The following is a 26,396-nucleotide window of genomic DNA, read 5'->3' on the forward strand; positions in this document are numbered from 1 at the left end:
CCGCTCGCACTATGGTCGCCTCACCGCCGACGCACGCACTCCAGGGGGATCCTGCGCCATGTCCGACAGCCAATCCGGGGCCGCCATCGAGGCACTGGGGGGCGAGACCCGCACCTTCCCGCCGCCCGCTGACTTCCAGGCCCAGGCCCTCGTCAGCGATCGCTCCCTGTACGAGGAGGCCGACGCCGACCGCGAGGCGTTCTGGGCCCGCCAGGCCCGGGAGCTGCTCACCTGGCGCACCGACTTCGACACCGTGCTCGAGTGGGAGCTGCCGCACGCCAAGTGGTTCGTCGGCGGCTCGCTCAACGTGTCGGAGAACTGCCTCGACCGCCACGTCCAGGCCGGCAACGGCGACAAGGTGGCGTACCACTGGGAGGGCGAGCCGGGCGACACCCGCACGTTCACCTACGCCGAGCTGCTCGACGAGGTCTCCCGGTTCGCCAACGTCCTCAAGGACCTCGGCGTGGCCAAGGGCGATCGGGTGTGCCTGTACATGCCGATGATCCCCGAGCTGCCCATCGCCATGCTGGCCTGCGCCCGCATCGGTGCCCCGCACTCGGTGGTGTTCGGCGGGTTCTCCTCCAACGCCCTGGCCGACCGCATCAACGACGCCGAGGCCAAGGTCCTCATCACCGCCGACGCCGGCTATCGCCGCGGCGAGCCGTCCACGCTCAAGCCGGCGGCCGACGTCGCCCTGGCCGACACCTCGAGCATCGAGCACGTCGTGGTGGTCGACCGCTGCGGCACCGACCCGGAGATGACCGAGGGCCGGGACCACTGGTGGCACGACCTCATGGCCGACGCCAGCACCGACTGCCCGGCCGAGGCGATGGACAGCGAGGACCTGCTGTACCTGCTCTACACCTCGGGCACCACCGGCATGCCCAAGGGCATCATGCACACCACCGGGGGCTACCTCACCCAGGTGGCCTTCACCCACAAGTACGTCTTCGACATCCACCCCGACACCGACGTGTACTGGTGCGCCGCCGACATCGGCTGGGTCACCGGCCACAGCTACATCGTCTACGGCCCCCTCACCAACGGCGTCACCAGCGTCATGTACGAGGGGGTGCCGAACCACCCGGGCAACGACCGCCTGTGGGACATGGTCGAGCGCTACGGGGTCACGAAGTTCTACACGGCACCCACGGCGATCCGGACCTTCATGAAGTGGGGCCGCCAGGAGGTCGACCGCCACGACCTCTCGTCGCTGCGGGTGCTCGGCACCGTCGGCGAGCCGATCAACCCGGAGGCCTGGATCTGGTACCACGAGGTCATCGGGGCCGAGCGCTGCCCGATCGTGGACACCTGGTGGCAGACCGAGACCGGCGGGATGATGATCGCCCCGCTGCCCGGCGTCACCACCACCCGACCGGGCACGGCCACCCACGCGCTGCCGGGCATCTCGGCCGAGCTGGTCGACGACGAGGGCAACCCCGTCGCCGAGGGCGGCGGCTACCTCACGATCACCGAGCCGTGGCCGTCGATGCTGCGGGGCATCTGGGGCGACGAGCAGCGCTACGTCGACACCTACTGGTCCCGGTTCGAGGGCCGGTACTTCGCCGGCGACGGCGCCAAGATCGATCCGGACGGCTACCTGTGGGTGCTCGGCCGGGTCGACGACGTGATGAACGTCTCCGGCCACCGGCTGTCCACCACCGAGATCGAATCCGCACTGGTCTCCCACCCGTCGGTGGCCGAGGCCGCGGTCGTGGGCGCCACCGACCCCACCACCGGGCAGATCCCCATCGCCTACGTCATCGTGCGCGGCGACGTCGAGGTCACCGACGACCTCGGCGAGGTGCTGCGCCAGCACGTCGCCCAGGAGATCGGGCCCATCGCCAAGCCCAGGACCGTCGTGCTGGTGCCCGAGCTGCCCAAGACCCGCTCCGGCAAGATCATGCGGCGCCTGCTGCGAGACGTGGCCGAGGGCCGGGACCTGGGCGACACCACCACGCTCGCCGACGCGGGCGTCGTCGACGAGATCAAGACCCGGGCCCAGGGCGGCGGCGACGAGTAGGCGGCCGCCCCGGGCGAGCACCGCGCTCGCCCCCGGTCGGGCCGGCCGGGACCGCCGGTAGCCTCCCGCGGATGCGCCGATCGCTGGCCTTGCTCGTCCCGCTCGTCGTCCTCGTCGCGTGCGGCGGCGACGACGACGACGCTGCGGACCGTGCGACCACGACGGTCGTCGACGATGCGTCGATCACCGACACGACCGCGCCGCCGGAGGCCGAGGCCGACGAGCCCGCCGAGGGCGCGCCGAGCGAGACGGCCCCCGACACGACGGTGCCCATGGATGCCCCGGCCGGGGACGCCCCGGACGGCGCCGACGGAGGCGATGGCCTCGGCGACGCCGTGCTCGCCAGCGACCTCGACGGCCGCGGCCCGGTGCCCGGCCCCGGTGACACCGCCGCCACCGGCCGCTTCGAGGCCGAGCTCGTCGACGGCACCCTGTGCGTGGATCTGGTGGCCTCCGGCCTGGACGCCGCGGTCACCGAGGCCCACCTGCACGGCGGCCCCGAGGGGGAGGAGGGCCCGGTGCTCGTCGACCTCGGCCCGCCCTCGACCAGCGACGGCGGCGGCACCACCTGGACCGATGTCTGCACCGGCGTGGACGACGACGTCATCGACGACCTGGCTGCGGCGCCCGAGCTGGCCTACGTGGACGTCCACACGGCGTCGTTCCCCGACGGTGCGATCCGCGGCCAGCTCGGCGTGATCTCGATCTTCGACCGGACGCTGGACTGACATGGCCTGGTACGACCCCGACAACTGGGCCTGGCGCGACGGGCACGTGGAGCCCGGCGAGACCGTGGTGTTCGACCTCGACGGCGTCCTCTCCGACGCCACCCGTCGCCAGCACTACCTCGAGTGGCCACGCCGCGACTGGGAGACCTTCTTCGAGGAGTGCGGCGAGGACCAGCTGATCGCCGAGGTCGCCCGGGTCCTGGAGTGCCTCGACGAGGACCTGCGCGTCGTGCTCCTCACCGCCCGCCCCATCCGGGTCCAGCCCCAGACGCTGCGCTGGCTCGAGCACTACGACCTGCGCTGGGACCTGCTGGTGATGCGCGACTGGGGCGACTACATGGCGGCCCCGAGCTTCAAGCGCCTCACCGTCCACCAGCTGCGCGACTACGGGTTGGACCTGCGCCTCGCGTTCGAGGACGACCAGCGCAACGTCGACATGTTCCACGACGAGGGCGTCCCCTGCGTCTACATCCACTCCGGCTACCACACGTGACCAGCGTCAGCGACCACGCCGAGGAGGTGGCGCGCGAGCAGGCCCACATCGACCGGGCCTACGGGGCGCTCGACCGCCTGCGCGAGGGGGCGGCTGCGGCCGGCCCCTCGGCCCTCGACGACGACGAGGGCGCCGGCGGCACGTTCCAGGAGCGCTTCGAGCGCGAGCGTGCCACCGCCGATGCCCGGCGCCGCCTCGGCGAGCTGCGGTGGGGCGACCCGCCGCTGGTGTTCGGTCGGATCGACCTCGCCGGGGCGGTCGAGGGCCAGGAGCGGTTCCACGTCGGGCGCATCGGCGTGTTCGCCGAGGACCAGACCCAGCTGGTCGTCGACTGGCGGGCGCCGATCGCCGAGGGCTTCTACCGCGCGACGCGGGCCGACCCGATGGGCCTGCGCCGGCGCCGGGCCTTCCACTGCCGGGGCCGGCGGCTGCTCGCCATCGACGACGTGGTGCTCGACGCCGACGCCGGCGCACCGGCGTCCGACGAGGACGCCCTGGTCGGGGAGGCCGCGCTGCTCGCCTCCCTGGCGGGGCCGCGCACCGGGCGCATGTCGGACGTGGTGGCCACGGTCCAGGCCGAGCAGGACGAGGTCATCCGCGCCCCGATGGCCGGGCTCACCATCGTCCAGGGGGCGGCGGGCACCGGCAAGACGGTGGTCGCCCTGCACCGGGCCGCCTACCTGCTCTACACCTTCCGAGACGTGCTGGACCGCCAGGGCGTGCTCGTCCTCGGGCCCAACGGCCGGTTCCTCGACTACGTGCGCGACGTGCTGCCCTCGCTCGGCGAGCACGACGTGCGCCTCGCGACCGTCCACCAGCTGTACCCGGGCGTCCGGGCCGTCCCCGACGACGACGTCCGGGTGGCGTCGCTCAAGGCCGACCTGCGCATGGTGCGCGTGGTCCGGCGGGCCCTGCGCATGCGCCAGCGGCGGCTGCGCACCGTGGCGCGCGTGCCGGTCGGGCGCTTCATCCTGAAGCTGGAGCCGGCGGTGGTGAACCACGTGGTCGACACCGCGCGCGGCCTCGAGGGCACCCACAACCAGCGCCGGCGCATCGTGGAGGACGACCTCGTCGCCGAGCTCGCCGCCGAGCTCCGCCGCCGCAACACCGCATCGGTCGACCGGATGCGCGACCCCGGCACCGACGGCCTCCGCCACCTCCTGCGGCGCACGCCGGCCTTCGTCGAGCTGCTCGACCGCGTGTGGCCGCTGCTGCGGCCGGAGGAGCTGCTGCACGACCTGTTCGGCTCCGAGGCGATGCTGCGCCACGCAGGTCGCAACGGGCTGCTCACGGTCGAGGAGCAGCGCCTGCTCCACCGAGACCGCTCGGCCGGCTGGCGCGCCGTGGCGTGGACCCACGCCGACGTGCCGCTCCTGCACGAGGCCCACGCCCGGCTCGGCCCGCTCCCGGTCCCGCCGCCGCCGTCCACGGACCCGACCGAGGACGAGCAGTACCTGGTCGACCGCGTCATCGAGCACGTGCTCCTCGCCATGGAGCAGGGCATGGACCCGGTGATGGAGGCCGACCTGCGCCGCAGCGTCCTCGACGAGATCCGGGTCGACACCGACACCACGATCGAGGCGGCCCGCCGACCCGAGGTGCTGCCCGTGTGGGGCACGGTGCTGGTCGACGAGGCCCAGGATCTGTCCCCGATGGCATGGCGCATGGTCGCCCGGGCCTGCCCGAACCAGTCCATGACGATCGTCGGCGACCTGGCCCAGGGCACCGCCCCGTGGTCGCCGCGCTCGTGGGACGAGGTGGTGACCTGGATCGGGCCCCGTCACCCGGCCCGCCGCCACGAGCTGCACGTCAACTACCGCACCCCGACCGAGATCATGGCGTGGGCCGCGCCGCTGTCGGCCGCCCCCAGCCGCGCTCGCGCGGTCCGCTCGAGCGGGCACGAGCCCCGAGCCGTCGCGGTCGCTGCCGCCGAGCTCTCCGACGCGGCGGCGGCGCACGCCCGCGACCTGCGCGACGCCAGCCCCGACGGGCGCGTCGCCGTGGTGACGGCGCCGTGCGGCGTGGCGGAGCTGCAGCAACGGGTGGGCGACGGGGTGGAGGTGCACTCGCCCGAGACCGCCAAGGGCCTGGAGTTCGACGGCGTCGTGGTGGTGGAGCCCCGCGACCTGCTCGGCCCCGGTGGCACCACGGCACCCCTCTACATCGCCCTCACCCGGGCGATGTCGCAGCTGGTGGTCGTGCACGCCCAGCCGCTGCCCGACGCCCTCGCCGGCGTGGCGGGCTGAGCGCCATCAGCCGGGTGGTGCGACGCCGGCCGCGACGAGTGCCGCCGCGGCTGCGGCGAGGAACGTCTGCTCCTCCAGCGGCTTGCCGAGCACGGCGTGGCACCCCCGCGCGAGCATCCGCTCGACCCGCAGCGGGCTGGCCGCGGCGGTGGCCATGACGATGGGGATGGACCGCAGGTCCGGGTCGTCCCGCATGATCTCGACCAGCTCGTCCCCGGACAGGTTCGGCATCATCGCATCGGTGATGACCAGGTCCGGGAGCTCGGCGCGCACCACGGCCAGGCCCTCGGCACCATCGGCGGCCAGCAGGACCCGGTAGCCGGCGTCCGCGAGCCAGAACTCGACCAGCCCGCGCAGCGGCGCCTCGTCCTCGACGTAGAGGACCGTGGGGGGGTGGCTCACGAGGTCGTCGGCATCGGATCGGGGGGTCGGGGCCCGCCGCCGCCTCGGCGGGAACCACTGCGGGGCACGATACGTTCTCCCTGGTGAGCGGTGCCCGCCCCGGGCACCCGGGCATGCAGGAACGCTGCGAACGACCATGCACAACACGGCCAAGACCGCCATCCTCCTCGCCGGCCTCGGTGGCCTCCTCGTCGTGATCGGCGGGGGCATCGGTGGTGGGAGCGGGGCCACCATCGGCCTGCTCATCGGCCTGGTGTTCGTCGGGGGCTCCTACTGGTTCTCCGACAAGCTCGCCATCAAGGCGGCCCGGGCCGTGCCGGCGAACGAGGCCCAGCACCCCCAGTACTTCGCCACGATGCGCGAGCTCAGCCAGCTGGCCGGCATCCCCATGCCGGCGCTGTACATCTCGCCCAGCCCGCAGCCCAACGCGTTCGCCACCGGCCGCAACCCGGAGCACGCCGCAGTCGCCGTCACCGAGGGCCTGATCCGCACGCTCGAGTGGGACGAGATCCGGGGCGTGCTCGCCCACGAGATCTCCCACGTCGGCAACCGGGACATCCTGATCTCCTCGGTCGCCGCAGCCATCGCCATGGGCATCACCTTCGTGGCGCGCATGGCCATGTGGGGCGCCATGTTCGGCGGCGGGCGCAGCGACAACGACAACAACCCGATCGGCATGCTGGCGATGGCGCTGCTGGCCCCCATCGCCGCCGGGCTGATGCAGATGGCACTGAGCCGCAGCCGGGAGTTCCAGGCCGACGAATCCGGCGCCCGGCTGATCGGCACCGGCGAGCCCCTCGCCCGGGCCCTGCAGAAGCTGGAGCTGTCCGCGCACCGGGTGCCGATGGACATCGATCCCGCCCACGCCCAGGCCTTCATCGTGAACCCGCTCAGCGGCCGCAAGGTGCAGTTCGCCGACCTGTTCCGCAGCCACCCGAGCACCGAGGACCGCGTCGCCCGCCTGCGCAGCGGCACCTGGGCCTGAACCTCCGGGGTCGCCCGCCGACCCCGATGCCGAGCCCATCGGCAGGGAACCCGCCGCTCCGTGGCGAATCGGTCACGGATGGGTGCACACCGACGACTCGACCGGATCCTGGCGCTGGCCGTCGTGCTCGTGGTCCTGGCTGCGGGCGCCGCCCCCGCCTACGCCCAGCTCATCGGCGACGATCCCTTCCGCGAGCCCGAGCCGGCACCGACCACGACCACCACGACGGCGCCGCCCGACACCACACCGACCACCAGCGCCCCCCAACCCAGCGAGCCGAGCCAGCCGCCCTCGTCGGAACCTCCGCCCAGCGAGCCGGCGCCGAGCGACCCCCCGGCGGGTGGCGAGGCCCCGCCGCCCGACGGCGGTGACAGCACCTCCCCGCCGCCGTCCTCCACCGCCCGCGGGATCCCGCCGGAGGCGCAGGCGATCATGGACAGCATCGAGCGCAGCCCGGCGAACAGCTCCCAGGCGCTCCACGACGCTGTGCTCGGCCAGCTGGTCCCTCTCGGCCTGAGCCCGCAGGAGGCCATCCGCGTCGGCTTCGGTCGCTTCCCGATCGCCGGCGTCGCCAACTTCACCCACGACTGGTACTTCCCCCGCTGGGGTCCGGGCTTCCGGTTCCACAAGGGCACCGACGTGTTCGCCGACCACGGCACGCCCGTCCGCTCGCCCGTCGACGGCACCGTCACGTCCGGCAACGGCTCGCTCGGGGGCATCTTCGTCAAGGTCTTCCAGCCCGACGGCACGTACTTCTACATGGCCCACCTGGCCGGCCTCGTCGAGGGGTTCCAGGAGGGCATGGCGGTCAAGACCGGCGACATCGTCGGCTACGTGGGCAACACGGGCAACGCCCGCACCACGCCGCCGCACGTGCACCTCGGCGTGTACTCACCCGGCGGCGAACCCACCGACCCCAAGCCGATCCTCGACCAGATGCTGGCCGACGCGCTCGCCGCCCTGCCCGGCATCGTCGAGCAGGTGAAGGCCCAGCAGCCCGCCGCCCCCGCCGCGGCACCGAGCGCCGCCCCGGCCGCCCGGGTGCCCCGATCCCTGCTCGCCTCCTCGCTGCTGCGCTCGCTCGTCGACGAGCGAGCGGCCGGCAGCCTCGACACCGCGGTGCTCCTCGAGGCGGTCGGCAACCCGTCCTCGGCCGGCCTCGCCGTCGCCGAGGCCGAGGCCTCCGCGTTGGCCGCCAGCATCGACTGGGACGCGCGTGCGGCGCGCACCCGGACCGAGCGCGAGCTGGTCGAGCGGGTCGGTCAGATGTTCCGCTCGGCCCTGGGTCCGCTCGACTAATCGCGGAAGTTCTCGAACTGGAGGGGGACCTCGAAGTCGCCCTCGCGCAGGGCGGCGATGACCTCCTGCAGGGAGTCGCGGCTCTTGCCGGTGACCCGCAGCTGCTCGCCCTGGGTCTGGGACTGGATGCCCTTGACGCCGAGGCCCTTGATGAACTTGTTGAGCTCCCGGGCCTTGTCCGAGGTGATGCCGGCCCGCAGGGCGATGGTCTGGCGGGCCGACCCGCCGGCGGCCTCCTCGACCTTGCCGGGGTCGAGCACCTTGAGGCTCACCTTGCGCTTGACGAGCTTCTCCTCGAGCACCGTGCGCAGGGCGTGGAGGCGGTCCTCGCTGCCCGAGCGCAGCGTGATGGCCTCCTCGCCGTTCAGCTCGATCGAGCTGTCCGTCCCCTTGAAGTCGTAGCGGGTGGACGCCTCGCGTGCGGTCTGGTCGACCGCGTTGCGGACCTCCTGCACGTCGAACTGGCTGACCACGTCGAAGCTGGGCATGGCCCGGAGACTAGCGACGGTCGCTTGGGCACCGGTCAGGTGCCGCTGCTACCTTGAGCGCCCCCTGGGTCGGTGCCCGAGTGGCCAAAGGGAACGGGCTGTAAACCCGTCGGCGTACGCCTTCGTTGGTTCAAATCCAACCCGGCCCACGTTAGGGAACTGGCAGCGACCACGGAACGCACGCTCTTCCGTGTTCCGTGGTCGCTGCCAGTTTCCAGAGTCGGCGCACAGCAGGCGGTTGCACCCGTCGCCAGCTCCCGTCGCTAGAGCAGCAGCTGCATGACGGTGACGTCGAGCCAGCGACCGAACTTGCGGCCGACCTCGCGCTCGACCCCGACGTGCTCGAACCCGACCGCGGCGTGGAGCCGGATCGAGGCGGTGTGGTCGGCCACGATGCGGGCCATCACGGCGTGGAAGCCGCGCTCGCGGGCCACGGCGACGATCTCCTCGAGCAGCGCCCGACCCACGCCGGTGCCCCGGTGGTCGCCGTGCACGTAGATCGAGTCCTCGACCGTGGTGCGGTACGCGGGCCGGTCCCGGTACGGCGACAGGGACGCGAACCCGGCCACCTCACCGTCGACCTCGGCCACGACCACCTCGAGCACCCCCGAGCGCGACCGCAGCCACGCCGCCTGCTCCTCGACCGTGCGGGTCACCAGGTCGAAGGTGACGCGCGACCCCGTCACCTCCGCGTTGTAGATGGCGGCGGTGGCAGCGGCGTCGGCCGGGGTGGCGGGGCGCAGGAGCACGCCCATCATCGTGGCGCCCTCAGGCGGTCGGTGCGGCGATGGCCCCGTCGGTGATGGTCGGCTCGACCAGCGCCATCCGGCCCCGTCCGGCCTCGCCCCGGGCCCAGGCCACCACGTCGTCGTCGGCGGTGACGACGACGAGCTGGAGGTCGCCGGCGCTGGCCGCCAGCATCTCGAGCAGCTGCGGCTTGACCTCCGGATCGAGCCCCTCGAAGGGATCGTCCACGACCAGCGGCAGGGGATCGCCCGGTGCGAGGGCCCGGACCGCTCGGACCCGGGCGAGGATCGCCTGGGCGAGCTCGGCGGAGACGTCGCCGGCCACGTCAATCGCGGCCCCGGAGCGATCGCCGAACCCGGCGTGCAGCTCGGCCGCGGCGCGGACCTCGTCTTCGTGCTCCAGGGCGAAGGGGAGCGGGGCCGGACCCGCCACCTGGGTCCACGCCGCCATCGCGCGGCGGTGGTCGCCGACGGCGCGCATGAAGGCCCGGCGCTCGTGGTCGGTGTCGAGCAGGGCGCTGACCCGCTCGTAGTGGAAGGTGGCGTAGTCGTCGGCACCGGCCTGGCGCAGCACGTTGCGCTCCGCCTTGGCCGCGTCGTCGACCGACCGGCGGAAGCGGAGCCCGAGCGCGAGGCCGAAGAGCGCGACGAGCAGGAAGGGCAGCGCGGCCGGCCCGCCGTCGAGGTTGGTCATCCCCACGGCGCCGAGCGCACCGATGGTGCCGATCGTCAGGGCGATCAGACGGACCCGCTCGTAGCTGTCGGTGGCGGCGACGAGGGCGGCGTGGCGCTCCTCGATCTCGCGCACGATCGGGGCGTCGTCGACGGACACGCCGCCACCGGCGGAGGCCTGCTCGAGCAGCCGCTCCGATGCCCGGCAGCGCATGGCGGTGTCCCACAGCGCCTCCTGGTCGGCGGCCGCGAGCCGGGCGATCCAGGCGTCGGACTCCTGCTCGGGCACCAGGTCGTCGCGGGTGAAGCGGATGGTGCGCCGGGCCAGGGCCCGGTCGACCCCGGCGGCGGCGAACAGATCGATCTCTCCGTCGGGCCCCAGGTGCTCGTCGGTGACGTCGCGGACCGAGTCCGTGTCGATCACGCGGTGGCGGCCGGTCTCCGGGCGGAAGACGGTGAGGCTGCGGCCGCCGGCGCGCAGCTCGAGGTGGACGCCCGGGCGTGCACCCGCCAGGGCATCGATGACCTCGCCGGCGAGGGCCTCGCGCGTGCTCGGGGACAGGCCGCGGACCACCGTGAGCTCCGGGTGGAAGTCGGCGCTCAGCGTGTGCTCGCCTGAGCCGATCACGAGGCGTTCCAGTCGCACCGGGGGATCATCGGCGGATCGGTGCCCCGACTTGAGCCGAATCTGGGCCAGAAGGCCCATGCCGGCGTCGATCTTTGCGCCGGGCGCGGGCGTGCGTAGACTCTCCCGCCGCGCCAGAACCGGCTCTCGGGCCGGCCCGGCGCGCACCGCAACACCGCCCCGTTAGCTCAGTCGGCAGAGCACAGCCATGGTAAGGCTGGTGTCGTCGGTTCGATTCCGACACGGGGCTCGACGTCACCGCCGCTCCGGCGGTGGCGCCACCAAGGGCGACGTAGCTCAGTTGGTTAGAGCACTCGGCTCATAATCGAGTTGTCGTCGGTTCGATTCCGACCGTCGCCACGGACTGCGAGTCGCTCGCAATCGATCACGACACCGTTTCCGGCGCCCGGCACCCCGGCCGCCACCGACAGCGAAGAGGAAGCACGGCCATGGCCAAGGAGAAGTTCGATCGGTCGAAGCCCCATGTGAACATCGGGACGATGGGTCACATCGATCATGGGAAGACGACGTTGACGGCTGCGATCTCGCGGGTGTTGTCGGAGCGTGTCGATGGGAACAATGCGACGGCGTTCGACATGATCGACAAGGCGCCTGAGGAGCGGGAGCGTGGGATCACGATCAATGTGTCCCACATCGAGTACGAGACGGACAATCGGCATTACGCGCATGTCGACATGCCGGGTCACGCGGATTACATCAAGAACATGATCACGGGTGCCGCGCAGGTCGATGGTGCGATTCTGGTGGTGGCGGCCACGGATGGTCCGATGCCCCAGACCCGTGAGCATGTGCTGCTGGCTCGTCAGGTCGGTGTGCCGGCGATCGTGGTGGCGTTGAACAAGGTCGACATGGTCGATGATGAGGAGCTGTTGGAGCTGGTGGAGATGGAGGTGCGTGAGCTTCTCTCCGATCAGGACTTCGATGGTGACAACGCGCCGGTGGTGCCGGTGTCGGCGTTGAAGGCGTTGGAGGGTGATTCGGCGGCTGGTGATCAGGTCATGGAGCTGATGAACCAGGTCGATTCGTTCGTGCCGGAGCCGGAGCGTGATCTGGACAAGCCGTTCTTGATGCCGATCGAGGATGTGTTCTCGATCCAGGGTCGTGGCACGGTGGTGACGGGCAAGGTGGAGCAGGGCGTGATCCATGTCGGTGACGACATCGAGATCGTCGGGATCCGTGACACGCAGAAGACGACGTGCACGGGTGTGGAGATGTTCCGCAAGCTGCTCGATGAGGGTCAGGCTGGTGACAACATCGGTGCGCTTCTTCGTGGCATCGACAAGGACGGGGTGGAGCGTGGTCAGGTGCTGTGCGCGCCGGGTTCGATCACGCCCCACACCGAGTTCGAGTCGACGGTGTATGTGTTGACCAAGGATGAGGGTGGCCGTCACAAGCCGTTCTTCTCGAACTACCGGCCGCAGTTCTTCTTCCGGACGACGGACATCACGGGTTCGATCGAGCTGCCGGAGGGCACGGAGATGTGCATGCCGGGTGACAACACGGACATGACGGTGACCTTGATCAACCCGATCGCGATGGATGAGGGTCTGCGCTTCGCCATCCGTGAGGGTGGTCGCACCGTGGGCGCCGGCCGCGTCACCAAGATCCTCAAGTAGTGCGCCGCCAGTAGATCTGGCAGCGACCACGGAACGTCCGGCCGCCCTTCGGGGCGGCCGTTCCGCGTCCGGGATGCGTTGCTACCCGCGGGTAGGCCTGCAGGCTGTCACCGAGTCGTCACGTAACCACTTGGTGCCCAAAGGGGTCGGAATGCCTGCGATGCGAACCGAGATGGACGAGCTGGTCGCTCGGGCCCAGGAGGGGCACCGGGGTGCCTTCGACGAGCTCGTCCGGCGCACCCACGCCGACACCTACACCTTGGCGTATCGCCTCTGCGGCAACGAGGAGGATGCGCGAGACGTGGTGCAGGATGCCTACCTGCGGGCCTTCAAGGGCCTGAAGCGGTTCCGGGGCGAGGCCCAGTTCTCGACCTGGATGTACCGCATCACCGCGAACTGCGCGAACACGCTCATGTCCAAGCGCCACAAGCACCGCCACGACGAGCTGCCCGACACCGTCGAGGACACCGACCACGACCGCGACCCGGCGGCCCGGGCCGATGCCATGGCCCTGCGCCAGGACCTCGAGGAGGCCCTCGCCGAGCTGTCGCCCAAGCTGCGGGCCGTCGTGGTGCTCCGCGACGTCTACGAGCTGCCCCACGAGGACATCGCCGCCGAGCTCGGCATCAGCGAGACCGCGGCCAAGGTGCGCCTGCACCGGGCTCGCCGCCAGCTCAAGGAGCACCTCTTCCCCCGCCGGGAGGACCAGCCCCTCGGAGAAGAGATCCGTGCCAGCTGAGCGATGGGAGCCCCGGCCGTGAGCGCGGTCCGCTGCACCGACCTCGCCGAGGACCTGGGCGGCGTGGCCGACGGCACCCACCAGCTGAGCCGCACGGAGCGGCGCCACGTGGAGGGCTGCCTGCGCTGCCAGGCCGACCTGGTCCAGTACCGCCGGCTGCTGCGCACGTTGCGCACGCTGCGCACCGACGTCCTCGAACCCGCTCCCGGCCTGCTCGCCGACATCCTGGCCTCCCTCGAGCACGCGGGCGAGCGCCACGCCATCCGCGGGGTGCTCCACGGCCGCCGGGCGGCCTACGTCGGGGGCCTCGCCGCCGCCACCGCGGCCGGCGCCGCCGGGGCCCTGGTGCTGGCCGCTCGCAGCCGGAGGACCGAGCTCGCGAGCTAGTCCGGAGCGGAGCCGCAGGCGAGGCGGGATGGGGTGCGGCGGAGGGCCGGTGCTAGCGTGAACCTTCGCGTCCGAGGGCAGTAGCTCAACTGGCAGAGCACCGGTCTCCAAAACCGGCGGTTGGGGGTTCGATTCCCTCCTGCCCTGCTCGAACCCGTGGGTGCGCCGCCGCGCACCGATCCCCCGCAATCCGAGGTCCACCCGTCATGGCCATGAACCGAGAGCAGCGCCGCCTGCTGAAGAAGCAAGGCGAGCTGAACGAGCAGGGCGAGCCCGTCCGCCAGCCGCGCGGCCAGCAGCAGCGTGGCCCCGCACCCAAGAGCGAGCGGGTCGGCCCCCGGCAGTTCGTCGGCGAGGTCCGGGGCGAGCTGCGCAAGGTCGCCTGGCCGTCGCGCACCGAGGTGGCCAACTACTCCGTCGTCGTGTTCCTCGGCATCGTCGTGCTCACCGCCCTGATCGCCGGGCTCGACTACGTGCTCGGCGAGGCCGTCCTCGAGCTGTTCGCCCGATGAGCGACCTGCCCACCGAAGAGGAGACCCCCGTGTCCGACGTCGACACCGACGCCACGACCGACCACGACGAGGCCGCCGAGGCCGAGGCCCCAGAGGCCGAGACCCCCGACGCGGTGACCGCCGAGGCCGAGGCCGACACACCCGACGCTGCGACCTCCGACGACGACGAGTCCGACGCCGCGGACGATGCTCCCGATGCCGAGGGCGGCGACGTCCAGGTCGTCGACGCCGAGGACCTCGTCGAGCCGGTCCCCGAGGAGGTCGAGGAGGTCGTCAGCCCCTACGACCGTCCCGGCAAGTGGTACGTCGTCCACACCCAGTCCGGCTACGAGAAGAAGGTCAAGACCAACCTCGAGGCCCGCACCGCCTCCATGAACATGGAGGAGCGGATCTACGAGGTGGCCATCCCCCTCGAGGACGTCGTCGAGTTCAAGAACGGCAAGCGCGTCGTCGTCCAGAAGAAGATGTTCCCCGGCTACCTGCTCGTGCGGTGCCGCCTCGACGACGACTCCTGGTACGTGATCCGCAACACCCCCGGCGTCACCGGGTTCGTCGGTGCCGGCGCCAAGCCCTCCCCGCTGCGTCGCAAGGACGTCGAGAACTTCCTCGGCACCAAGGACGAGGCCACCGAGGCCGCCACCGCCAAGATCAAGCCTCGGATGCAGTACGAGCTCGGCGAGACCGTGCGGGTGAAGGACGGCCCCTTCGCCGACTTCTCCGGTGAGGTCATCGAGCTCAACGCCGAGCAGCTCAAGGTGAAGGTGCTCGTGAACATCTTCGGCCGGGAGACCCCGGTCGAGCTCGAGTTCAGCCAGGTCGCCAAGATGTAAGCGGCGCCCGAGAGGGCGCCCCCAAGTACCACACGCGGACCGCCGATTGGCGGATCCGTGCCCTGCCCGACCACACTGGTCGGTCGCTCGCACACCAGAGAGAGAGAAGTCCCATGGCCAAGAAGAAGGTCGCGGCTGTCGTCAAGATCCAGATCCCCGCTGGGCAGGCCACGCCTGCTCCGCCCGTCGGTACCGCGCTCGGTCCCCACGGTGTGGCGATCATGGATTTCTGCAAGGCCTACAACGCCCAGACCGAGAGCCAGCGGGGCACGATCATCCCGGTCGAGATCACGATCTTCGAGGACCGCACGTTCTCGTTCATCACCAAGACCCCGCCCACGCCGGTGCTGATCCGCCAGGCCGCCGGGCTCGAGAAGGGCGCCACCACCACCGGCACCCAGGTCGTCGGGTCGATCACCCAGGCCCAGCTCGAAGAGATCGCCCAGACCAAGATGCCCGACCTCAACGCCTACGACCTCGAAGCCGCCAAGCTCCAGGTCGCCGGCACCGCCCGCTCCATGGGCGTCGAGGTCAAGGCGTAGCTGCGGCCGCTGGGCGGCCTCCGCTCCGTTGAAGTTGCTCGGCTGCGCCTCACAACTTCTCCAACACGCCACTCGCCCGGGAGGACCTCGCCCGGGATGACGCTTCCACTCCGAGGGAGTCTGAAAGGACCAGTCACCATGGCTGCAGGAAAGCGCTACCGCGACGCCACCGCCCGCTACGACCGCGAGGCCGCCCACGCCCCCGCCGAGGCCCTCGACCTCGTCCGGTCGCTGGCCAACGCCAAGTTCGACGAGACCGTCGACCTGATCGCCCGCCTCGGCGTCGATCCCCGCAAGGCCGACCAGATCGTGCGCGGCACCGTCGCGCTCCCGTCGGGCACCGGCACCGACGTCCGCGTCGCCGTGTTCGCCCAGGGCGACGCCGCCCAGGCCGCACGTGACGCCGGCGCCGAGCACGTCGGCGGCGACGACCTCGCCGAGCAGGTCGACGGCGGCATGCTCGACTTCGACGTGGCCATCGCCACGCCCGACATGATGCCCACCGTCGGCAAGCTGGGCCGCGTGCTCGGACCCCGAGGCCTCATGCCCAACCCCAAGACCGGCACCGTCACCACCGACGTGGGCAAGGCCGTCGAGGAGTTCAAGGGCGGCAAGGTCGAGTACCGCACCGACCGCTACGGCAACGTGCACGTCCCGATCGGCAAGTCCAGCTTCGAGAGCGAGCAGCTGGCCGCCAACTTCTGGGCCGTGGTCGAGGAGCTCCAGCGGGTCCGCCCCGCCGCGGCCAAGGGTCGCTACTTCCGCCGGATCGGCGTGAGCTCCACCATGGGCCCCGGCATCCGGATCGACACCGGCCGCCTGAAGCGCGACGTCGACTGACCCGGAGTTGGTGCTGCGACCGGACCGGCCGTAGCATCTCCCACTTCACGACAACCGAACTGCTCGCCGCAGACATCCGGTGCGACCCCACGGGTCGCGCAATGGGCCAGGGGCCCGCCCGACGAGGCGACACCTCCTGAACCGGCTCTGCCGGCTCTGCCCGTGTGCGAGCCCGAGACAGAACGAAGGAGGTGTCCATGGAGAACCCCAGACCCGAGAAGGTGGCGGTGGTCGACGAGGTGCGCGAGCGCTTCGACGGCACGAGCGCTGCCATCCTCACCGAGTACCGCGGGCTCAGCGTCGGCCAGCTGGCCGAGCTGCGCACCCGACTGCGGGGCGCCGGCGGCGACTTCAAGGTGTACAAGAACACCCTGGTCCGCTTCGCCGCCCGCGACCTCGGCCTCGAGATCGAAGAGCTGCTCACCGGCCCGACCGCCATCGCGTTCGTGACCGAGAAGCCCTCGGGAGACGCCGGCGACGCCGTCGATGTCGCCAAGGTCCTGAAGGACTTCGGCAAGGAGTTCCCGGCGCTGGTCGTCAAGGGCGGCCTGCTGGGCGACAAGCTCCTCACCGCCGACGACACCCGCGCCCTGGCCGACGTCGAGCCCCGTGAGGTGCTCCTCGCCAGGCTGGCCGGCGCCATGGCTGCCCCCATGCAGCAGCTCGCCGGACTGCTCCAGGCGCTGCCCCGCAACATGGCCTACGGCCTCAAGGCCCTCATCGACCAGGGCGGCGCCTCCGGCGCCCCCGCCGACGCTGCTCCCGCGGCCGACGCCGACGAGAGCACCACCGACGAGGCCCCGGCACCCGCCGAGGCCGAGACCACCAACGACGACGCCCCGGCAACCGCCGAGGCCGACACCACCGAGGCCGAGGACACCCCCGCGGCCGAGGCAGCCCCCGCTGCCGACACCGACACCCAGGAGAGCTGAACCATGGCCACCAAGGAAGAGATCCTCGACGCCATCGCCAACATGACCGTCCTCGAGCTGAGCGAGCTCCTGTCGGACTTCGAGGAGAAGTTCGGCGTGACCGCCGCAGCCCCCGTGGCCGTGGCCGCAGCCGGCCCCGCCGCCGGTGGCGGTGGCGAGGCCGAAGAGGAGCAGGACGAGTTCGACGTCATCCTCAAGAGCGCCGGCGACAAGAAGATCGGCGTCATCAAGGAGGTGCGCTCCCTCACCAACCTCGGTCTCAAGGAGGCCAAGGAGCTGGTCGACGGCGCCCCGAGCCCCGTGCTCGAGAAGGCCTCGAAGGAAGACGCCACCAAGGCCAAGGAGGCCCTCGAGGCCGCCGGCGCCGAGGTGGAGCTGAAGTGATCTCGGCGGCCTCCGGCCGCTGACCACGAAGACTGCAGTGTCGGGGGTCGCCCAGCCGGGCGGCCCCCGCTCCGCGTCCGGGCCCGGGGCCGCGGGTGTCCTAGCCTCTGCCACATGTTCGACCGCATCAAGAACGCCTGGAGCCTGGCCAAGTCCTCCTGGCGCGTCCTGCAGCACGATCGGGAGCTGGCCTGGCTCCCGGTCATCGGCACCGTCGCCGGCCTGGCCCTCGCCGCGCTGTTCTTCGGTCCGGTGCTCGCCATGCTCGGCGGGGGCGGCGAGGACAACGCCATCCCGATCACCGGCTACGTGCTCGTCTTCCTCGGCTACGTGGCCGTGTCGTCGGTGATCTACCTGGGCCGGGCCGCCATCGTGCACGGCGCCAACCTGCGCATGGAGGGCGGCGACCCCACCGTCGGCACCTCGCTGCGGGGGGCCTCGGCGCACTGGCCGGCCGTGGTCGGCTTCGCGTTCATCGCCACCACCGTGGGCATGATCCTCAACGCACTCGAGGAGCAGGGCGGCATCGTCGGGTCGATCGCGTCCTTCATCGGCGGCGCTGCGTGGCGCCTCGTCACCTACCTCGTGCTGCCGGTCGTGGTCATCGAGGGCGCGGGCACGATCGCGGGCATCAAGGGCTCCTCCGCGCTGGTGAAGCGCACGTGGGGCGAGCAGGTCACCGCCAACGTGGGCTTCGGCCTGCTCGGGTTCGCCCTCGTCGTCCCGGCCGTGGCCCTCGCCGTCGCCCTCTCCGGGCTCGGCACGGCCGTCGCCGTCGTGGCCATCGCCGCCGCCGTGGTGTGGGCCGTCACGGTCTTCGCCGTCACCTCGGCCCTGGAGGGCATCTTCCAGACCGCCCTGTACCGCCAGGCCACCGGTCGCAGCATCCCGACCGAGTTCGACGCCGCCCAGCTGACCGGGGTCATCACCCGCCGCTGAGGTGCCTCGCCGGACGAACGACTGTTCGGGGATCCGGCGGAGAACCTTGACGAGCAAGGGCGCTCGTCCTACCCTCTCACCGATCTCCCACGGCCGTCGGCGCAGGCAACATCGGCGTCGGCGCACAACGTGGGAGGGGAAATCGAGGGCACTGCCGTCCGAACCGGATCTCGGTTCGGGCTGATGCGGGTTGCCCTCGCTTGCGCGACCCCTCTACCATGATCAGGTCGTGCGTGTCTCGGGTCCTGGTGGTCGAACATCAATCGCGTTCCCCCTCCCTCCTGACCGCGTGCGCACCCGCACTGGCCGCCCACGCCGCCCTCTGAGGAGGACCCTTTGACGTCCGCTGGCTCCCGCGAGCGCTACTCGTTCGCGAACCTCGACGAAATCCTTCCGATCCCGGATCTGATCGCGATCCAGACGGAATCCTTCCGCTGGTTCCTGGAGGAAGGCCTCGCCAACACCTTCCGGGACATGTCCCCGATCAAGGACTACAGCGAGCAGCTCCAGCTCGAGCTGGAGTTCGATCCCTTCGACGAGGACCTCAAGCCGTACCCGAAGTTCTCCGTCGAGGAGTGCAAGGAAAAGGACATGACCTACGCGGCGCCGATCTTCGTGCGCGCCAGGTTCATGAACGCCGGCACCGGGGAGATCAAGGAGCAGACGGTCTTCATGGGGGACTTCCCGATGATGACCGACCGCGGGACCTTCATCATCAACGGCACCGAGCGCGTCGTGGTGTCCCAGCTCGTCCGCTCGCCGGGCGTCATCTTCCAGCCGGGTGAGCGGTTCCGGCTGCGAAACCTGAGCAAGCACCAGCTCGTCACCGGCACCATCCACCCCTACCGCGGCGAGTGGATCGAGTTCGACGTCGAGCAGAAGCCGGGCAAGCCGGTCACCGCGGGCACCCGCGTGGCTCGCAAGCGCCGCCTGTCGATGTTCGTGCTGCTGCGCGCGCTCGGCTACGACGAGGAGAACGCCCCCGGCTTCCTCGAGGCCTTCGTGCGCGAGTTCGACTTCCTCGAGGACCAGTGGGAGAAGGACCGCGACATCGCCCCGACCCAGGACGATGCCCTGGTCGAGATCTACAAGCGGGCCCGCCCCGGTGAGCCGCCGTCGGTGGACTCGGCCCGGAACTACTTCCGGTCCGCGTTCTTCGAGAACCGCCGCTACGACCTGTCCCGGGTCGGCCGCTACAAGCTGAACAAGAAGCTCGGTCCCGAGCTCGGCCGCCTGGCCGAGAAGTTCCCGATGATCGAGCTGGACCTGCCCGACAGCGACCAGCCGGTGCTGTCGCGCTGCGAGGTCCTCGCGTCGATGACGTACCTGCTCAACCTGGTGCGGGCTGAGCCCGGCTACCGCCTGGACGATCAGGACCACTTCGCCAACCGGCGCATCCGCTCGGTGGGCGAGCTGATCCAGAACCAGGTCCGCATCGGCCTGTCCCGCATGGAGCGGGTCGTGCGCGAGCGCATGACCACCCAGGACGTCGAGGCGATCACGCCCCAGACGCTGATCAACATCCGGCCCGTGGTGGCGGCGATCAAGGAGTTCTTCGGGACCTCCCAGCTGTCCCAGTTCATGGACCAGGTGAACCCGCTGTCGGGCCTCACCCACCGCCGTCGCCTCTCGGCGCTCGGCCCCGGTGGCCTGTCCCGCGAGCGAGCCGGGTTCGAGGTGCGAGACGTGCACTTCTCCCACTACGGCCGCATGTGCCCGATCGAGACGCCGGAGGGCCCCAACATCGGCCTGATCGGCGGCCTGGCCACCTTCGCCAAGGTGAACGAGTTCGGCTTCATCCAGTCGCCGTACCGCAAGGTCGTCGACGGCACGGTCACCGACGAGATCGTCTACCTCACCGCCGATGAGGAAGAGGACTACGTCGTCGCCCAGGCCAACGCCCTGTTCGACGAGAACGGCAAGTTCATCCGCGAGAAGGTCCTGGTGCGCAAGTCACCCCAGGCCGCCACCCTCGGTGAGCTCAAGCTCATGCTCGAGCGCGACGTGTTCTTCGGTGCCACCACCGAGATCGCCACCGTGCCGCCGGCCGAGGTCCAGATGATGGACGTCTCGCCCAAGCAGATCATCTCGGTGGCCACCGCGCTGATCCCCTTCCTCGAGCACGACGACGCCAACCGCGCCCTGATGGGCGCCAACATGCAGCGCCAGGCCGTGCCGCTGGTACGGGCCGAGGCGCCCTACATCGGCACGGGCATCGAGGGCCGCTGCGCCGTCGACGCCGCCGACACGCTGATCGCCACGGACTCGGGCACCTGCGTCGAGGCCACGGGCGACCGCATCGTGGTGGAGTACGACAACGAGGGCCGCAAGGTCTTCAACCTGCTCAAGTTCGAGCGCTCCAACCAGGACAGCTGCATCAACCAGCGGCCCCGCGTGGTCCCTGGCCAGAAGTTCGCCGAGGGCGACCTCATCGCCGATGGCCCATCCACCGACATGGGCGAGCTGGCGCTGGGCAAGAACCTGCTCGTGGCCTTCATGTCCTGGGAGGGCTACAACTTCGAGGACGCGATCATCCTGTCCGAGCGCCTCGTGCGCGACGACGTGCTCACCTCGATCCACATCCACGAGCACGAGATCGACGCCCGCGACACCAAGCTCGGCCCCGAGGAGATCACCCGGGACATCCCGAACCTCTCCGAGGACATCCTCAAGGACCTCGACGAGCGCGGCATCATCCGCATCGGCGCCGAGGTCGGCCCCGGCGACGTGCTCGTCGGCAAGGTCACGCCCAAGGGCGAGACCGAGCTCACCCCCGAGGAGCGCCTGCTCCGCGCCATCTTCGGCGAGAAGGCCCGCGAGGTGCGCGACACCAGCCTCAAGGTGCCCCACGGCGAGAACGGCAAGGTCATCGACGTCAAGGTCGTGTCCCGCGACGACGGCCACGAGCTGCCGCCGGGCGTGAACCAGATCGTGCGGGTCTACGTCGGCCAGAAGCGCAAGATCAGCGTGGGCGACAAGCTCGCCGGTCGCCACGGCAACAAGGGCGTCATCTCCAAGATCCTCCCGGTCGAGGACATGCCCTTCATGGCCGACGGCACCCCCGTCGACATCATCCTCAACCCCCTCGGCGTCCCGTCCCGCATGAACGTGGGCCAGGTCCTCGAGGCCCACCTCGGCTACGCCGCCCGGTGGGGCTGGAACGTGGACGGCAAGGAGGTCGGCAAGCCGCCGACCTACAACACCGAGACCACGACCCGGACCAACACCGAGCCCTCGGTGCACGTGGCCACGCCCGTGTTCGACGGTGCGAAGTGGGACGAGGTCGAAGACGCCGGCAAGCACCCGACGATCCAGCAGATCCTCGAGAACCTGCACCCCGAGACCCCCGAGGGCGTCCGCCTCATCGGCCGGGACGGCAAGCAGACCCTGTACAACGGTCGCACCGGCGAGTCCTACGACCACCCGATCACCACGGGCTTCATGTACATCTTGAAGCTCCACCACCTGGTGGACGACAAGATCCACGCCCGTTCGACCGGCCCGTACTCGATGATCACCCAGCAGCCGCTCGGTGGTAAGGCCCAGTTCGGTGGCCAGCGCTTCGGCGAGATGGAGGTGTGGGCCCTCGAGGCCTACGGCGCCGCCTACTGCCTGCAGGAGCTGCTCACCATCAAGTCCGACGACGTGCTCGGTCGCGTCAAGGTCTACGAGGCCATCGTCAAGGGCGAGAACGTCCCCGAGCCCGGCATCCCCGAGTCCTTCAAGGTGCTCATCAAGGAGATGCAGGCCCTGTGCCTCAACGTGGAGGTCCTGGCCAAGGACGGCAACGAGATCGAGATGCGAGAGCTCGACGAGGACCTGTACCGCACCACCGAAGAGCTGGGCATCGACCTCAGCCGCCCCGAGAAGGGCACCGACGAAGAAGACGAGCGTCGCCGCCAGCGCCTGTAGGCGCACCAGCGAGCGAACGCCCACCAGTACGTCATACGAGGGATAGAGGAAGCACCAAGTGCTCGACGTCAACAACTTCGACCAGCTCCGGATCGGGCTGGCGACCGCGGATTCCATCCGCATGTGGTCCAACGGCGAGGTCAAGAAGCCCGAGACCATCAACTACCGCACGCTCAAGCCCGAGAAGGACGGCCTCTTCTGCGAGAAGATCTTCGGCCCGACCAAGGACTTCGAGTGCGCCTGCGGCAAGTACAAGCGGGTGCGGTTCAAGGGCATCATCTGCGAGCGCTGCGGCGTGGAGGTCACCCGCTCCAAGGTCCGGCGCGAGCGCATGGGCCACATCGAGCTGGCCGCCCCCGTGGTGCACATCTGGTACCTGCGCGGCACCCGCTCGTGGCTGGCCTACCTGCTCTCGGGCACCGAGGCTCGTGAGGAGCTGAAGGCCAAGCAGCTCGAGAAGGTCATCTACTTCGCGGCCAACCTGGTCACCTGGGTCGACCACGACAAGCTCCACGAGGAGCTGCCCAACATCGAGGCCGAGATGCTCGCCGAGCGCGAGGCCATCGAGAAGGAGCGCGAGCTCGAGATCGCCGAGCGCTACGAGGAGCTCGAGTCCGAGCTCGGCGCGCTCGAGAACGAGGGCGCCAAGGACTCCGAGCTGAAGGCCCGCCAGAAGCAGGCCGAGAAGGACGTCACGATCACCCGCGAGCAGTACGAGGGCGAGCTGGACCTGCTCCAGCGCTCCTTCGACGAGCTCAAGGAGCTGCACACCCGCAAGATCATCGAAGACGAGATGCTGTGGCGGGAGCTCACCGACCGCTACGGCGACTACTTCGAGGGCGGCATGGGCGCCGACGCGCTCGCTCGCCTCATCGACCGGATCGACTTCGACGAGGAGGAGATCCAGCTCCACGCGAACATCAACCCGGCCGAGGGCGAGAAGCCGCTGTCCCAGCAGCGCAAGCAGAAGGCGATCAAGCGGCTCAAGATCGTCGCCGCCTTCAACCGCCGCGACGAGAACGGCAAGCGGGTCAACGACCCCAAGGCCATGATCCTCGAGGTCGTGCCGGTGATCCCGCCGGAGCTGCGCCCGATGGTGCAGCTCGACGGCGGCCGCTTCGCCACCTCCGACCTCAACGACCTGTACCGCCGGGTCATCAACCGCAACAACCGCCTGAAGCGCCTGCTCGACCTCGGTGCCCCCGAGATCATCGTGAACAACGAAAAGCGCATGCTCCAGGAGGCCGTCGACGCCCTGTTCGACAACGGCCGCCGCGGCCGTCCCGTGACCGGGCCCGGCAACCGCGCCCTGAAGTCGCTGTCGGACATGCTCAAGGGCAAGCAGGGCCGGTTCCGCCAGAACCTGCTCGGCAAGCGCGTCGACTACTCCGGTCGTTCGGTCATCGTCGCCGGCCCCACGCTGCGCCTGCACCAGTGCGGCCTGCCCAAGCTGATGGCCCTCGAGCTGTTCAAGCCCTTCGTCATGAAGGAGCTGGTGGACCGCGAGCACGCCCAGAACATCAAGTCGGCCAAGCGCATGGTCGAGCGGCGCCGCGGCCCGGTCTGGGACGTCCTCGAAGACGTCATCAAGGAGCACCCCGTGCTCCTCAACCGTGCCCCCACGCTGCACCGCCTCGGCATCCAGGCCTTCGAGCCCGTGCTGGTCGAGGGCAAGGCCATCCAGCTGCACCCGCTGGTGTGCACCGCCTTCAACGCCGACTTCGACGGCGACCAGATGGCCGTGCACCTGCCGCTGTCCGCCGAGGCCCAGGCCGAGGCGCGCGTGCTGATGCTGTCGGCCAACAACATCCTGTCGCCGGCCAACGGGCGCCCGCTCGTGACGCCGACCCAGGACATGGTGATCGGCGCCTTCTACCTGACCTCGCTGATGGACGGCGAGAAGGGCGAGGGCCGTGCCTTCGGCGACGTGGAGTCCATCCGCCGGGCCTACGAGCACGGCGACATCGCCATCCACGCCAAGATCCAGTACCGCGCCGGCCGCGACGAGGACGGCAGGGCCAAGTGGATCACCACCACGCCCGGCCGCGTCATCTTCAGCGAGTGCCTGCCCGAGTCCTTCGACTTCCTGGGCACCATGAACGACCGCCTCGACAAGCGGGGCCTCGGCGCCATCGTCGACCGCCTCGCGTCGGAGTACAGCAAGGCCGAGGTGGCCGAGGCCCTCGACGCGATCAAGGACCTCAGCTACACGTGGGCGTCCCGGTCCGGTCTGACGGTGTCCATCGACGACGTCAAGACGCCGGAGTCCAAGCGCGACATCCTCGACAGCCACGAGGTCGAGGCCGACAAGGTCGAGACCCAGTTCCGCCGGGGCATCATCACCGACGGTGAGCGGCGCCAGAAGGAGATCGAGATCTGGACCAACGCCACCGAGGAGATCCGGGCCGAGATGGAGATCGGCCTCAAGGCCGAGCGCTTCAACCCGATCGACATGATGGTCGCGTCCGGTGCTCGAGGGAACATGATGCAGGTCCGCCAGATCGCGGGCATGCGTGGCCTCGTGGCCAACCCCCGTGGCGACATGATCCCCCGCCCGATCAAGTCGAACTTCCGCGAGGGGCTCGACATGCTCGAGTACTACATCGCCACGCCTGGCGCCCGGAAGGGCCTGGTCGACACCGCGCTGCGGACGGCCGACTCCGGCTACCTCACCCGTCGCCTCGTCGACGTGGCCCAGGAGCTCATCGTCAACGAGGAGGATCCCTTCGATCGTGCCGAGCGCACCGGCTCGCCCGTGCGCTCGATCTGGATCGAGGACATCCGCCCCGACCTGGCGAACAAGCGCTTCTACATCGAGACCAAGCTGCTCGGTCGCGTGCTGGCCGAGGACGTCACCCTCGCCGAGCCCGACGAGGAAGGTGTCAGCACCTACGAGCGCGGCACCATGGTCAGCGAGGTGATGATGCAGGCGATGATCGATGATCCCGACGTCACCCGGGTCCGGGTGCTGTCGCCGCTCACCGACGACTCCGAGCGCGGCATCTCCGCCCTCGGCTACGGCATGTCCATGGCCACGGGCGGCATGATCGAGCGCGGCGAAGCCGTCGGCGTGATCGCCGCCCAGTCCATCGGCGAGCCCGGCACGCAGCTCACGATGCGCACGTTCCACACCGGTGGCGTCGCATCCAGCAGCGGCGACATCGCCGGCGGTCTGCCCCGCGTGGTCGAGCTGTTCGAGGCCCGCACGCCCAAGGGCAAGGCCACCCTGTCCACCGTCTCCGGCGTCGTCCGGATCCTCGAGGACGAAGGGCGCGGCAAGACCGTGCTCGTCGTCACCGACGACGGCGAGGAGGTCTCCTTCCCCATCCCGGTCGGCGCCCGCCTCGAGGTCACCGACGGCCAGGAGCTCCGGGCCGGCGACGCCATCGTGGAGGGTCCCCGCGACCCCCGCGAGCTGCTCGAGATCAAGGGCCTGCGCTTCACCCAGCAGTACCTGGTCGACGAGATCCAGAAGGTGTACCGGGACCAGGGCGTGTCGATCCACGACAAGCACATCGAGCTGATCGTGCGCCAGATGACCCGCCGGGTCCACATCAACGAGTCCGGCGACTCCGAGTTCCTGCCCGGCGAGCGCATCGACCGCCGGCGCTACACCGAGGTCAACAAGCAGCTGCTGCTCGAGGGCAAGCAGCCGGCCGAGGCCCGTGACGAGATCATGGGCATCACCAAGGCCTCGCTGTCGACCGACTCGTGGCTGTCGGCCGCCTCCTTCCAGGAGACGACCCGGGTGCTCACCGAAGCCGCCATCGAGTCCAAGTCGGACGGGCTGGTCGGCCTCAAGGAGAACATCATCATCGGCAAGCTCATCCCGGCCGGTACCGGCCACGGCGACTACCGGGACGTGGACACCTACGCCCCGGAGTACCGCCAGATGGAGGGCTGGTCCTCCGACGACGACGGCGACGACGACCTCGCCGCCTCGCTCGCGGCGGGCTTCGAGGAGCAGGCCGGCGCCGACGTCGTCCAGCTCCCCACGGCCGGCGACGCCGGCTGAGGCCGCGGCAGGCCCGAAGG

22 protein-coding genes and 4 tRNA genes are annotated in these 26,396 nt (G+C 70.4%); 22 read left to right on the forward strand and 4 right to left on the reverse strand.

Annotated elements, in window-relative coordinates; all coding sequences use genetic code 11:
• Positions 1-58 precede the first annotated feature (58 nt).
• The 4 genes from acs (at position 59) to RGQ06_RS08875 (ending at position 5,490) form a co-directional block, all read left to right on the forward strand.
• The gene (gene acs, locus RGQ06_RS08860) at positions 59-2,023 is read left to right on the forward strand and encodes an acetate--CoA ligase (protein WP_432426929.1); all 1,965 of its coding nucleotides are present in this window, start codon (positions 59-61) and stop codon (positions 2,021-2,023) included.
• A gap of 71 nt (positions 2,024-2,094) precedes the next feature.
• Entirely contained in the window at positions 2,095-2,751 is a 657-nt protein-coding gene (locus RGQ06_RS08865; protein ID WP_432426928.1) for a CHRD domain-containing protein, read from the forward strand.
• A 1-nt stretch (position 2,752) separates the two neighbouring features.
• On the forward strand, positions 2,753-3,244 hold the full coding sequence (locus RGQ06_RS08870; protein ID WP_432426927.1) for a hypothetical protein: 492 nt from the start codon (positions 2,753-2,755) through the stop codon (positions 3,242-3,244).
• Positions 3,241-5,490, forward strand: a complete 2,250-nt coding sequence (locus RGQ06_RS08875; protein WP_432426926.1) for a HelD family protein — start codon at positions 3,241-3,243, stop codon at positions 5,488-5,490. Before RGQ06_RS08870 ends, RGQ06_RS08875 begins: the two co-directional genes overlap by 4 nt.
• A 6-nt stretch (positions 5,491-5,496) precedes the next feature.
• Here the strand turns inward: RGQ06_RS08875 and RGQ06_RS08880 are convergent, their stop codons facing one another.
• On the reverse strand, positions 5,497-5,892 hold the full coding sequence (locus RGQ06_RS08880) for a response regulator (RefSeq protein ID WP_432426925.1): 396 nt from the start codon (positions 5,890-5,892) through the stop codon (positions 5,497-5,499).
• A gap of 136 nt (positions 5,893-6,028) precedes the next feature.
• On the opposite strand from RGQ06_RS08880, the gene RGQ06_RS08885 reads away from it, so the two are divergent.
• Both RGQ06_RS08885 and RGQ06_RS08890 read left to right on the forward strand, forming a co-directional pair.
• Positions 6,029-6,877 carry a zinc metalloprotease HtpX gene (locus RGQ06_RS08885; RefSeq protein ID WP_432426924.1) on the forward strand — a complete coding sequence of 283 codons (849 nt, stop codon included), beginning with the start codon at positions 6,029-6,031 and terminating at the stop codon, positions 6,875-6,877.
• Positions 6,878-6,955: 78 nt separating this feature from the next.
• A complete protein-coding gene (locus RGQ06_RS08890) occupies positions 6,956-8,176 on the forward strand; it encodes a M23 family metallopeptidase (protein WP_432426923.1) in 1,221 nt (406 codons plus the stop codon).
• On the opposite strand, the gene RGQ06_RS08895 is transcribed toward RGQ06_RS08890, so the two are convergent.
• Positions 8,173-8,664 carry a YajQ family cyclic di-GMP-binding protein gene (locus RGQ06_RS08895; protein ID WP_432426922.1) on the reverse strand — a complete coding sequence of 164 codons (492 nt, stop codon included), beginning with the start codon at positions 8,662-8,664 and terminating at the stop codon, positions 8,173-8,175. The genes RGQ06_RS08890 and RGQ06_RS08895 overlap by 4 nt on opposite strands.
• A gap of 66 nt (positions 8,665-8,730) precedes the next feature.
• Between RGQ06_RS08895 and RGQ06_RS08900 the strand changes: the two genes are divergently transcribed.
• Positions 8,731-8,813, forward strand: a tRNA-Tyr gene (locus RGQ06_RS08900).
• A 114-nt stretch (positions 8,814-8,927) separates the two neighbouring features.
• Here the strand turns inward: RGQ06_RS08900 and RGQ06_RS08905 are convergent.
• Both RGQ06_RS08905 and RGQ06_RS08910 read right to left on the reverse strand, forming a co-directional pair.
• Positions 8,928-9,413, reverse strand: coding sequence for a GNAT family N-acetyltransferase (locus RGQ06_RS08905; protein ID WP_432426921.1), 486 nt, complete (start codon positions 9,411-9,413; stop codon positions 8,928-8,930).
• A 19-nt stretch (positions 9,414-9,432) separates the two neighbouring features.
• Positions 9,433-10,728 (reverse strand): hypothetical protein, encoded by a 1,296-nt coding sequence (locus RGQ06_RS08910; protein WP_432426920.1) that lies wholly within the window; start codon positions 10,726-10,728, stop codon positions 9,433-9,435.
• 156 nt (positions 10,729-10,884) lie between these two features.
• Between RGQ06_RS08910 and RGQ06_RS08915 the strand changes: the two genes are divergently transcribed.
• From RGQ06_RS08915 to rpoC, 15 genes are all read left to right on the forward strand, one after another.
• A tRNA-Thr gene (locus tag RGQ06_RS08915) sits at positions 10,885-10,957 on the forward strand.
• 36 nt (positions 10,958-10,993) lie between these two features.
• A tRNA-Met gene (locus RGQ06_RS08920) sits at positions 10,994-11,067 on the forward strand.
• Positions 11,068-11,156: 89 nt separating this feature from the next.
• Positions 11,157-12,344 carry an elongation factor Tu gene (gene tuf, locus RGQ06_RS08925; RefSeq protein ID WP_432426903.1) on the forward strand — a complete coding sequence of 396 codons (1,188 nt, stop codon included), beginning with the start codon at positions 11,157-11,159 and terminating at the stop codon, positions 12,342-12,344.
• A 151-nt stretch (positions 12,345-12,495) separates the two neighbouring features.
• Positions 12,496-13,083, forward strand: a complete 588-nt coding sequence (locus RGQ06_RS08930; protein WP_432426919.1) for an RNA polymerase sigma factor — start codon at positions 12,496-12,498, stop codon at positions 13,081-13,083.
• Positions 13,084-13,101: 18 nt separating this feature from the next.
• Positions 13,102-13,470: a hypothetical protein gene (locus RGQ06_RS08935; RefSeq protein WP_432426918.1), complete on the forward strand. Its 369-nt coding sequence runs from the start codon at positions 13,102-13,104 to the stop codon at positions 13,468-13,470.
• A 74-nt stretch (positions 13,471-13,544) separates the two neighbouring features.
• Positions 13,545-13,617, forward strand: a tRNA-Trp gene (locus tag RGQ06_RS08940).
• Positions 13,618-13,676: 59 nt separating this feature from the next.
• The gene (gene secE / locus RGQ06_RS08945; RefSeq protein WP_432426917.1) at positions 13,677-13,982 is read left to right on the forward strand and encodes a preprotein translocase subunit SecE; all 306 of its coding nucleotides are present in this window, start codon (positions 13,677-13,679) and stop codon (positions 13,980-13,982) included.
• Entirely contained in the window at positions 13,979-14,812 is an 834-nt protein-coding gene (gene nusG, locus RGQ06_RS08950) for a transcription termination/antitermination protein NusG (protein WP_432426916.1), read from the forward strand. The genes secE and nusG overlap by 4 nt, the downstream gene beginning before the upstream one ends.
• A gap of 113 nt (positions 14,813-14,925) precedes the next feature.
• Positions 14,926-15,354, forward strand: a complete 429-nt coding sequence (rplK, locus tag RGQ06_RS08955) for a 50S ribosomal protein L11 (RefSeq protein ID WP_432426915.1) — start codon at positions 14,926-14,928, stop codon at positions 15,352-15,354.
• Between the two features lie 138 nt (positions 15,355-15,492).
• Complete coding sequence (gene rplA, locus RGQ06_RS08960; RefSeq protein WP_432426914.1) at positions 15,493-16,194, forward strand: 50S ribosomal protein L1; 702 nt, start codon at positions 15,493-15,495, stop codon at positions 16,192-16,194.
• 197 nt (positions 16,195-16,391) lie between these two features.
• Positions 16,392-17,126 carry a 50S ribosomal protein L10 gene (rplJ, locus tag RGQ06_RS08965; protein ID WP_432426913.1) on the forward strand — a complete coding sequence of 245 codons (735 nt, stop codon included), beginning with the start codon at positions 16,392-16,394 and terminating at the stop codon, positions 17,124-17,126.
• Positions 17,127-17,129: 3 nt separating this feature from the next.
• Positions 17,130-17,510, forward strand: a complete 381-nt coding sequence (rplL, locus tag RGQ06_RS08970; RefSeq protein WP_432426912.1) for a 50S ribosomal protein L7/L12 — start codon at positions 17,130-17,132, stop codon at positions 17,508-17,510.
• Between the two features lie 114 nt (positions 17,511-17,624).
• A complete protein-coding gene (locus tag RGQ06_RS08975; RefSeq protein ID WP_432426911.1) occupies positions 17,625-18,449 on the forward strand; it encodes a DUF6159 family protein in 825 nt (274 codons plus the stop codon).
• A gap of 336 nt (positions 18,450-18,785) precedes the next feature.
• Complete coding sequence (locus RGQ06_RS08980; protein ID WP_432426910.1) at positions 18,786-22,361, forward strand: DNA-directed RNA polymerase subunit beta; 3,576 nt, start codon at positions 18,786-18,788, stop codon at positions 22,359-22,361.
• A gap of 58 nt (positions 22,362-22,419) precedes the next feature.
• On the forward strand, positions 22,420-26,376 hold the full coding sequence (gene rpoC / locus RGQ06_RS08985; RefSeq protein ID WP_432426909.1) for a DNA-directed RNA polymerase subunit beta': 3,957 nt from the start codon (positions 22,420-22,422) through the stop codon (positions 26,374-26,376).
• Positions 26,377-26,396 lie beyond the last annotated feature (20 nt).

The sequence above is a fragment of the Salinilacustrithrix flava genome (assembly GCF_041228405.1).
GTDB lineage: Bacteria > Actinomycetota > Acidimicrobiia > Acidimicrobiales > Salinilacustritrichaceae > Salinilacustrithrix > Salinilacustrithrix flava.

What these genes read in the sequence shown, in the direction of transcription:
- acs (WP_432426929.1), top strand. Translation starts at nt 59, where the DNA reads ATGTCCGACAGCCAATCCGGGGCCGCCATCGAGGCACTGGGGGGCGAG.
- RGQ06_RS08865 (WP_432426928.1), top strand. Translation starts at nt 2,095, where the DNA reads ATGCGCCGATCGCTGGCCTTGCTCGTCCCGCTCGTCGTCCTCGTCGCG.
- RGQ06_RS08870 (WP_432426927.1), top strand. Translation starts at nt 2,753, where the DNA reads ATGGCCTGGTACGACCCCGACAACTGGGCCTGGCGCGACGGGCACGTG.
- RGQ06_RS08885 (WP_432426924.1), top strand. Translation starts at nt 6,029, where the DNA reads ATGCACAACACGGCCAAGACCGCCATCCTCCTCGCCGGCCTCGGTGGC.
- RGQ06_RS08890 (WP_432426923.1), top strand. Translation starts at nt 6,956, where the DNA reads ATGGGTGCACACCGACGACTCGACCGGATCCTGGCGCTGGCCGTCGTG.
- RGQ06_RS08895 (WP_432426922.1), bottom strand. Translation starts at nt 8,664, where the DNA reads ATGCCCAGCTTCGACGTGGTCAGCCAGTTCGACGTGCAGGAGGTCCGC.
- tuf (WP_432426903.1), top strand. Translation starts at nt 11,157, where the DNA reads ATGGCCAAGGAGAAGTTCGATCGGTCGAAGCCCCATGTGAACATCGGG.
- RGQ06_RS08930 (WP_432426919.1), top strand. Translation starts at nt 12,496, where the DNA reads ATGCCTGCGATGCGAACCGAGATGGACGAGCTGGTCGCTCGGGCCCAG.
- secE (WP_432426917.1), top strand. Translation starts at nt 13,677, where the DNA reads ATGGCCATGAACCGAGAGCAGCGCCGCCTGCTGAAGAAGCAAGGCGAG.
- nusG (WP_432426916.1), top strand. Translation starts at nt 13,979, where the DNA reads ATGAGCGACCTGCCCACCGAAGAGGAGACCCCCGTGTCCGACGTCGAC.
- rplK (WP_432426915.1), top strand. Translation starts at nt 14,926, where the DNA reads ATGGCCAAGAAGAAGGTCGCGGCTGTCGTCAAGATCCAGATCCCCGCT.
- rplA (WP_432426914.1), top strand. Translation starts at nt 15,493, where the DNA reads ATGGCTGCAGGAAAGCGCTACCGCGACGCCACCGCCCGCTACGACCGC.
- rplJ (WP_432426913.1), top strand. Translation starts at nt 16,392, where the DNA reads ATGGAGAACCCCAGACCCGAGAAGGTGGCGGTGGTCGACGAGGTGCGC.
- rplL (WP_432426912.1), top strand. Translation starts at nt 17,130, where the DNA reads ATGGCCACCAAGGAAGAGATCCTCGACGCCATCGCCAACATGACCGTC.
- RGQ06_RS08975 (WP_432426911.1), top strand. Translation starts at nt 17,625, where the DNA reads ATGTTCGACCGCATCAAGAACGCCTGGAGCCTGGCCAAGTCCTCCTGG.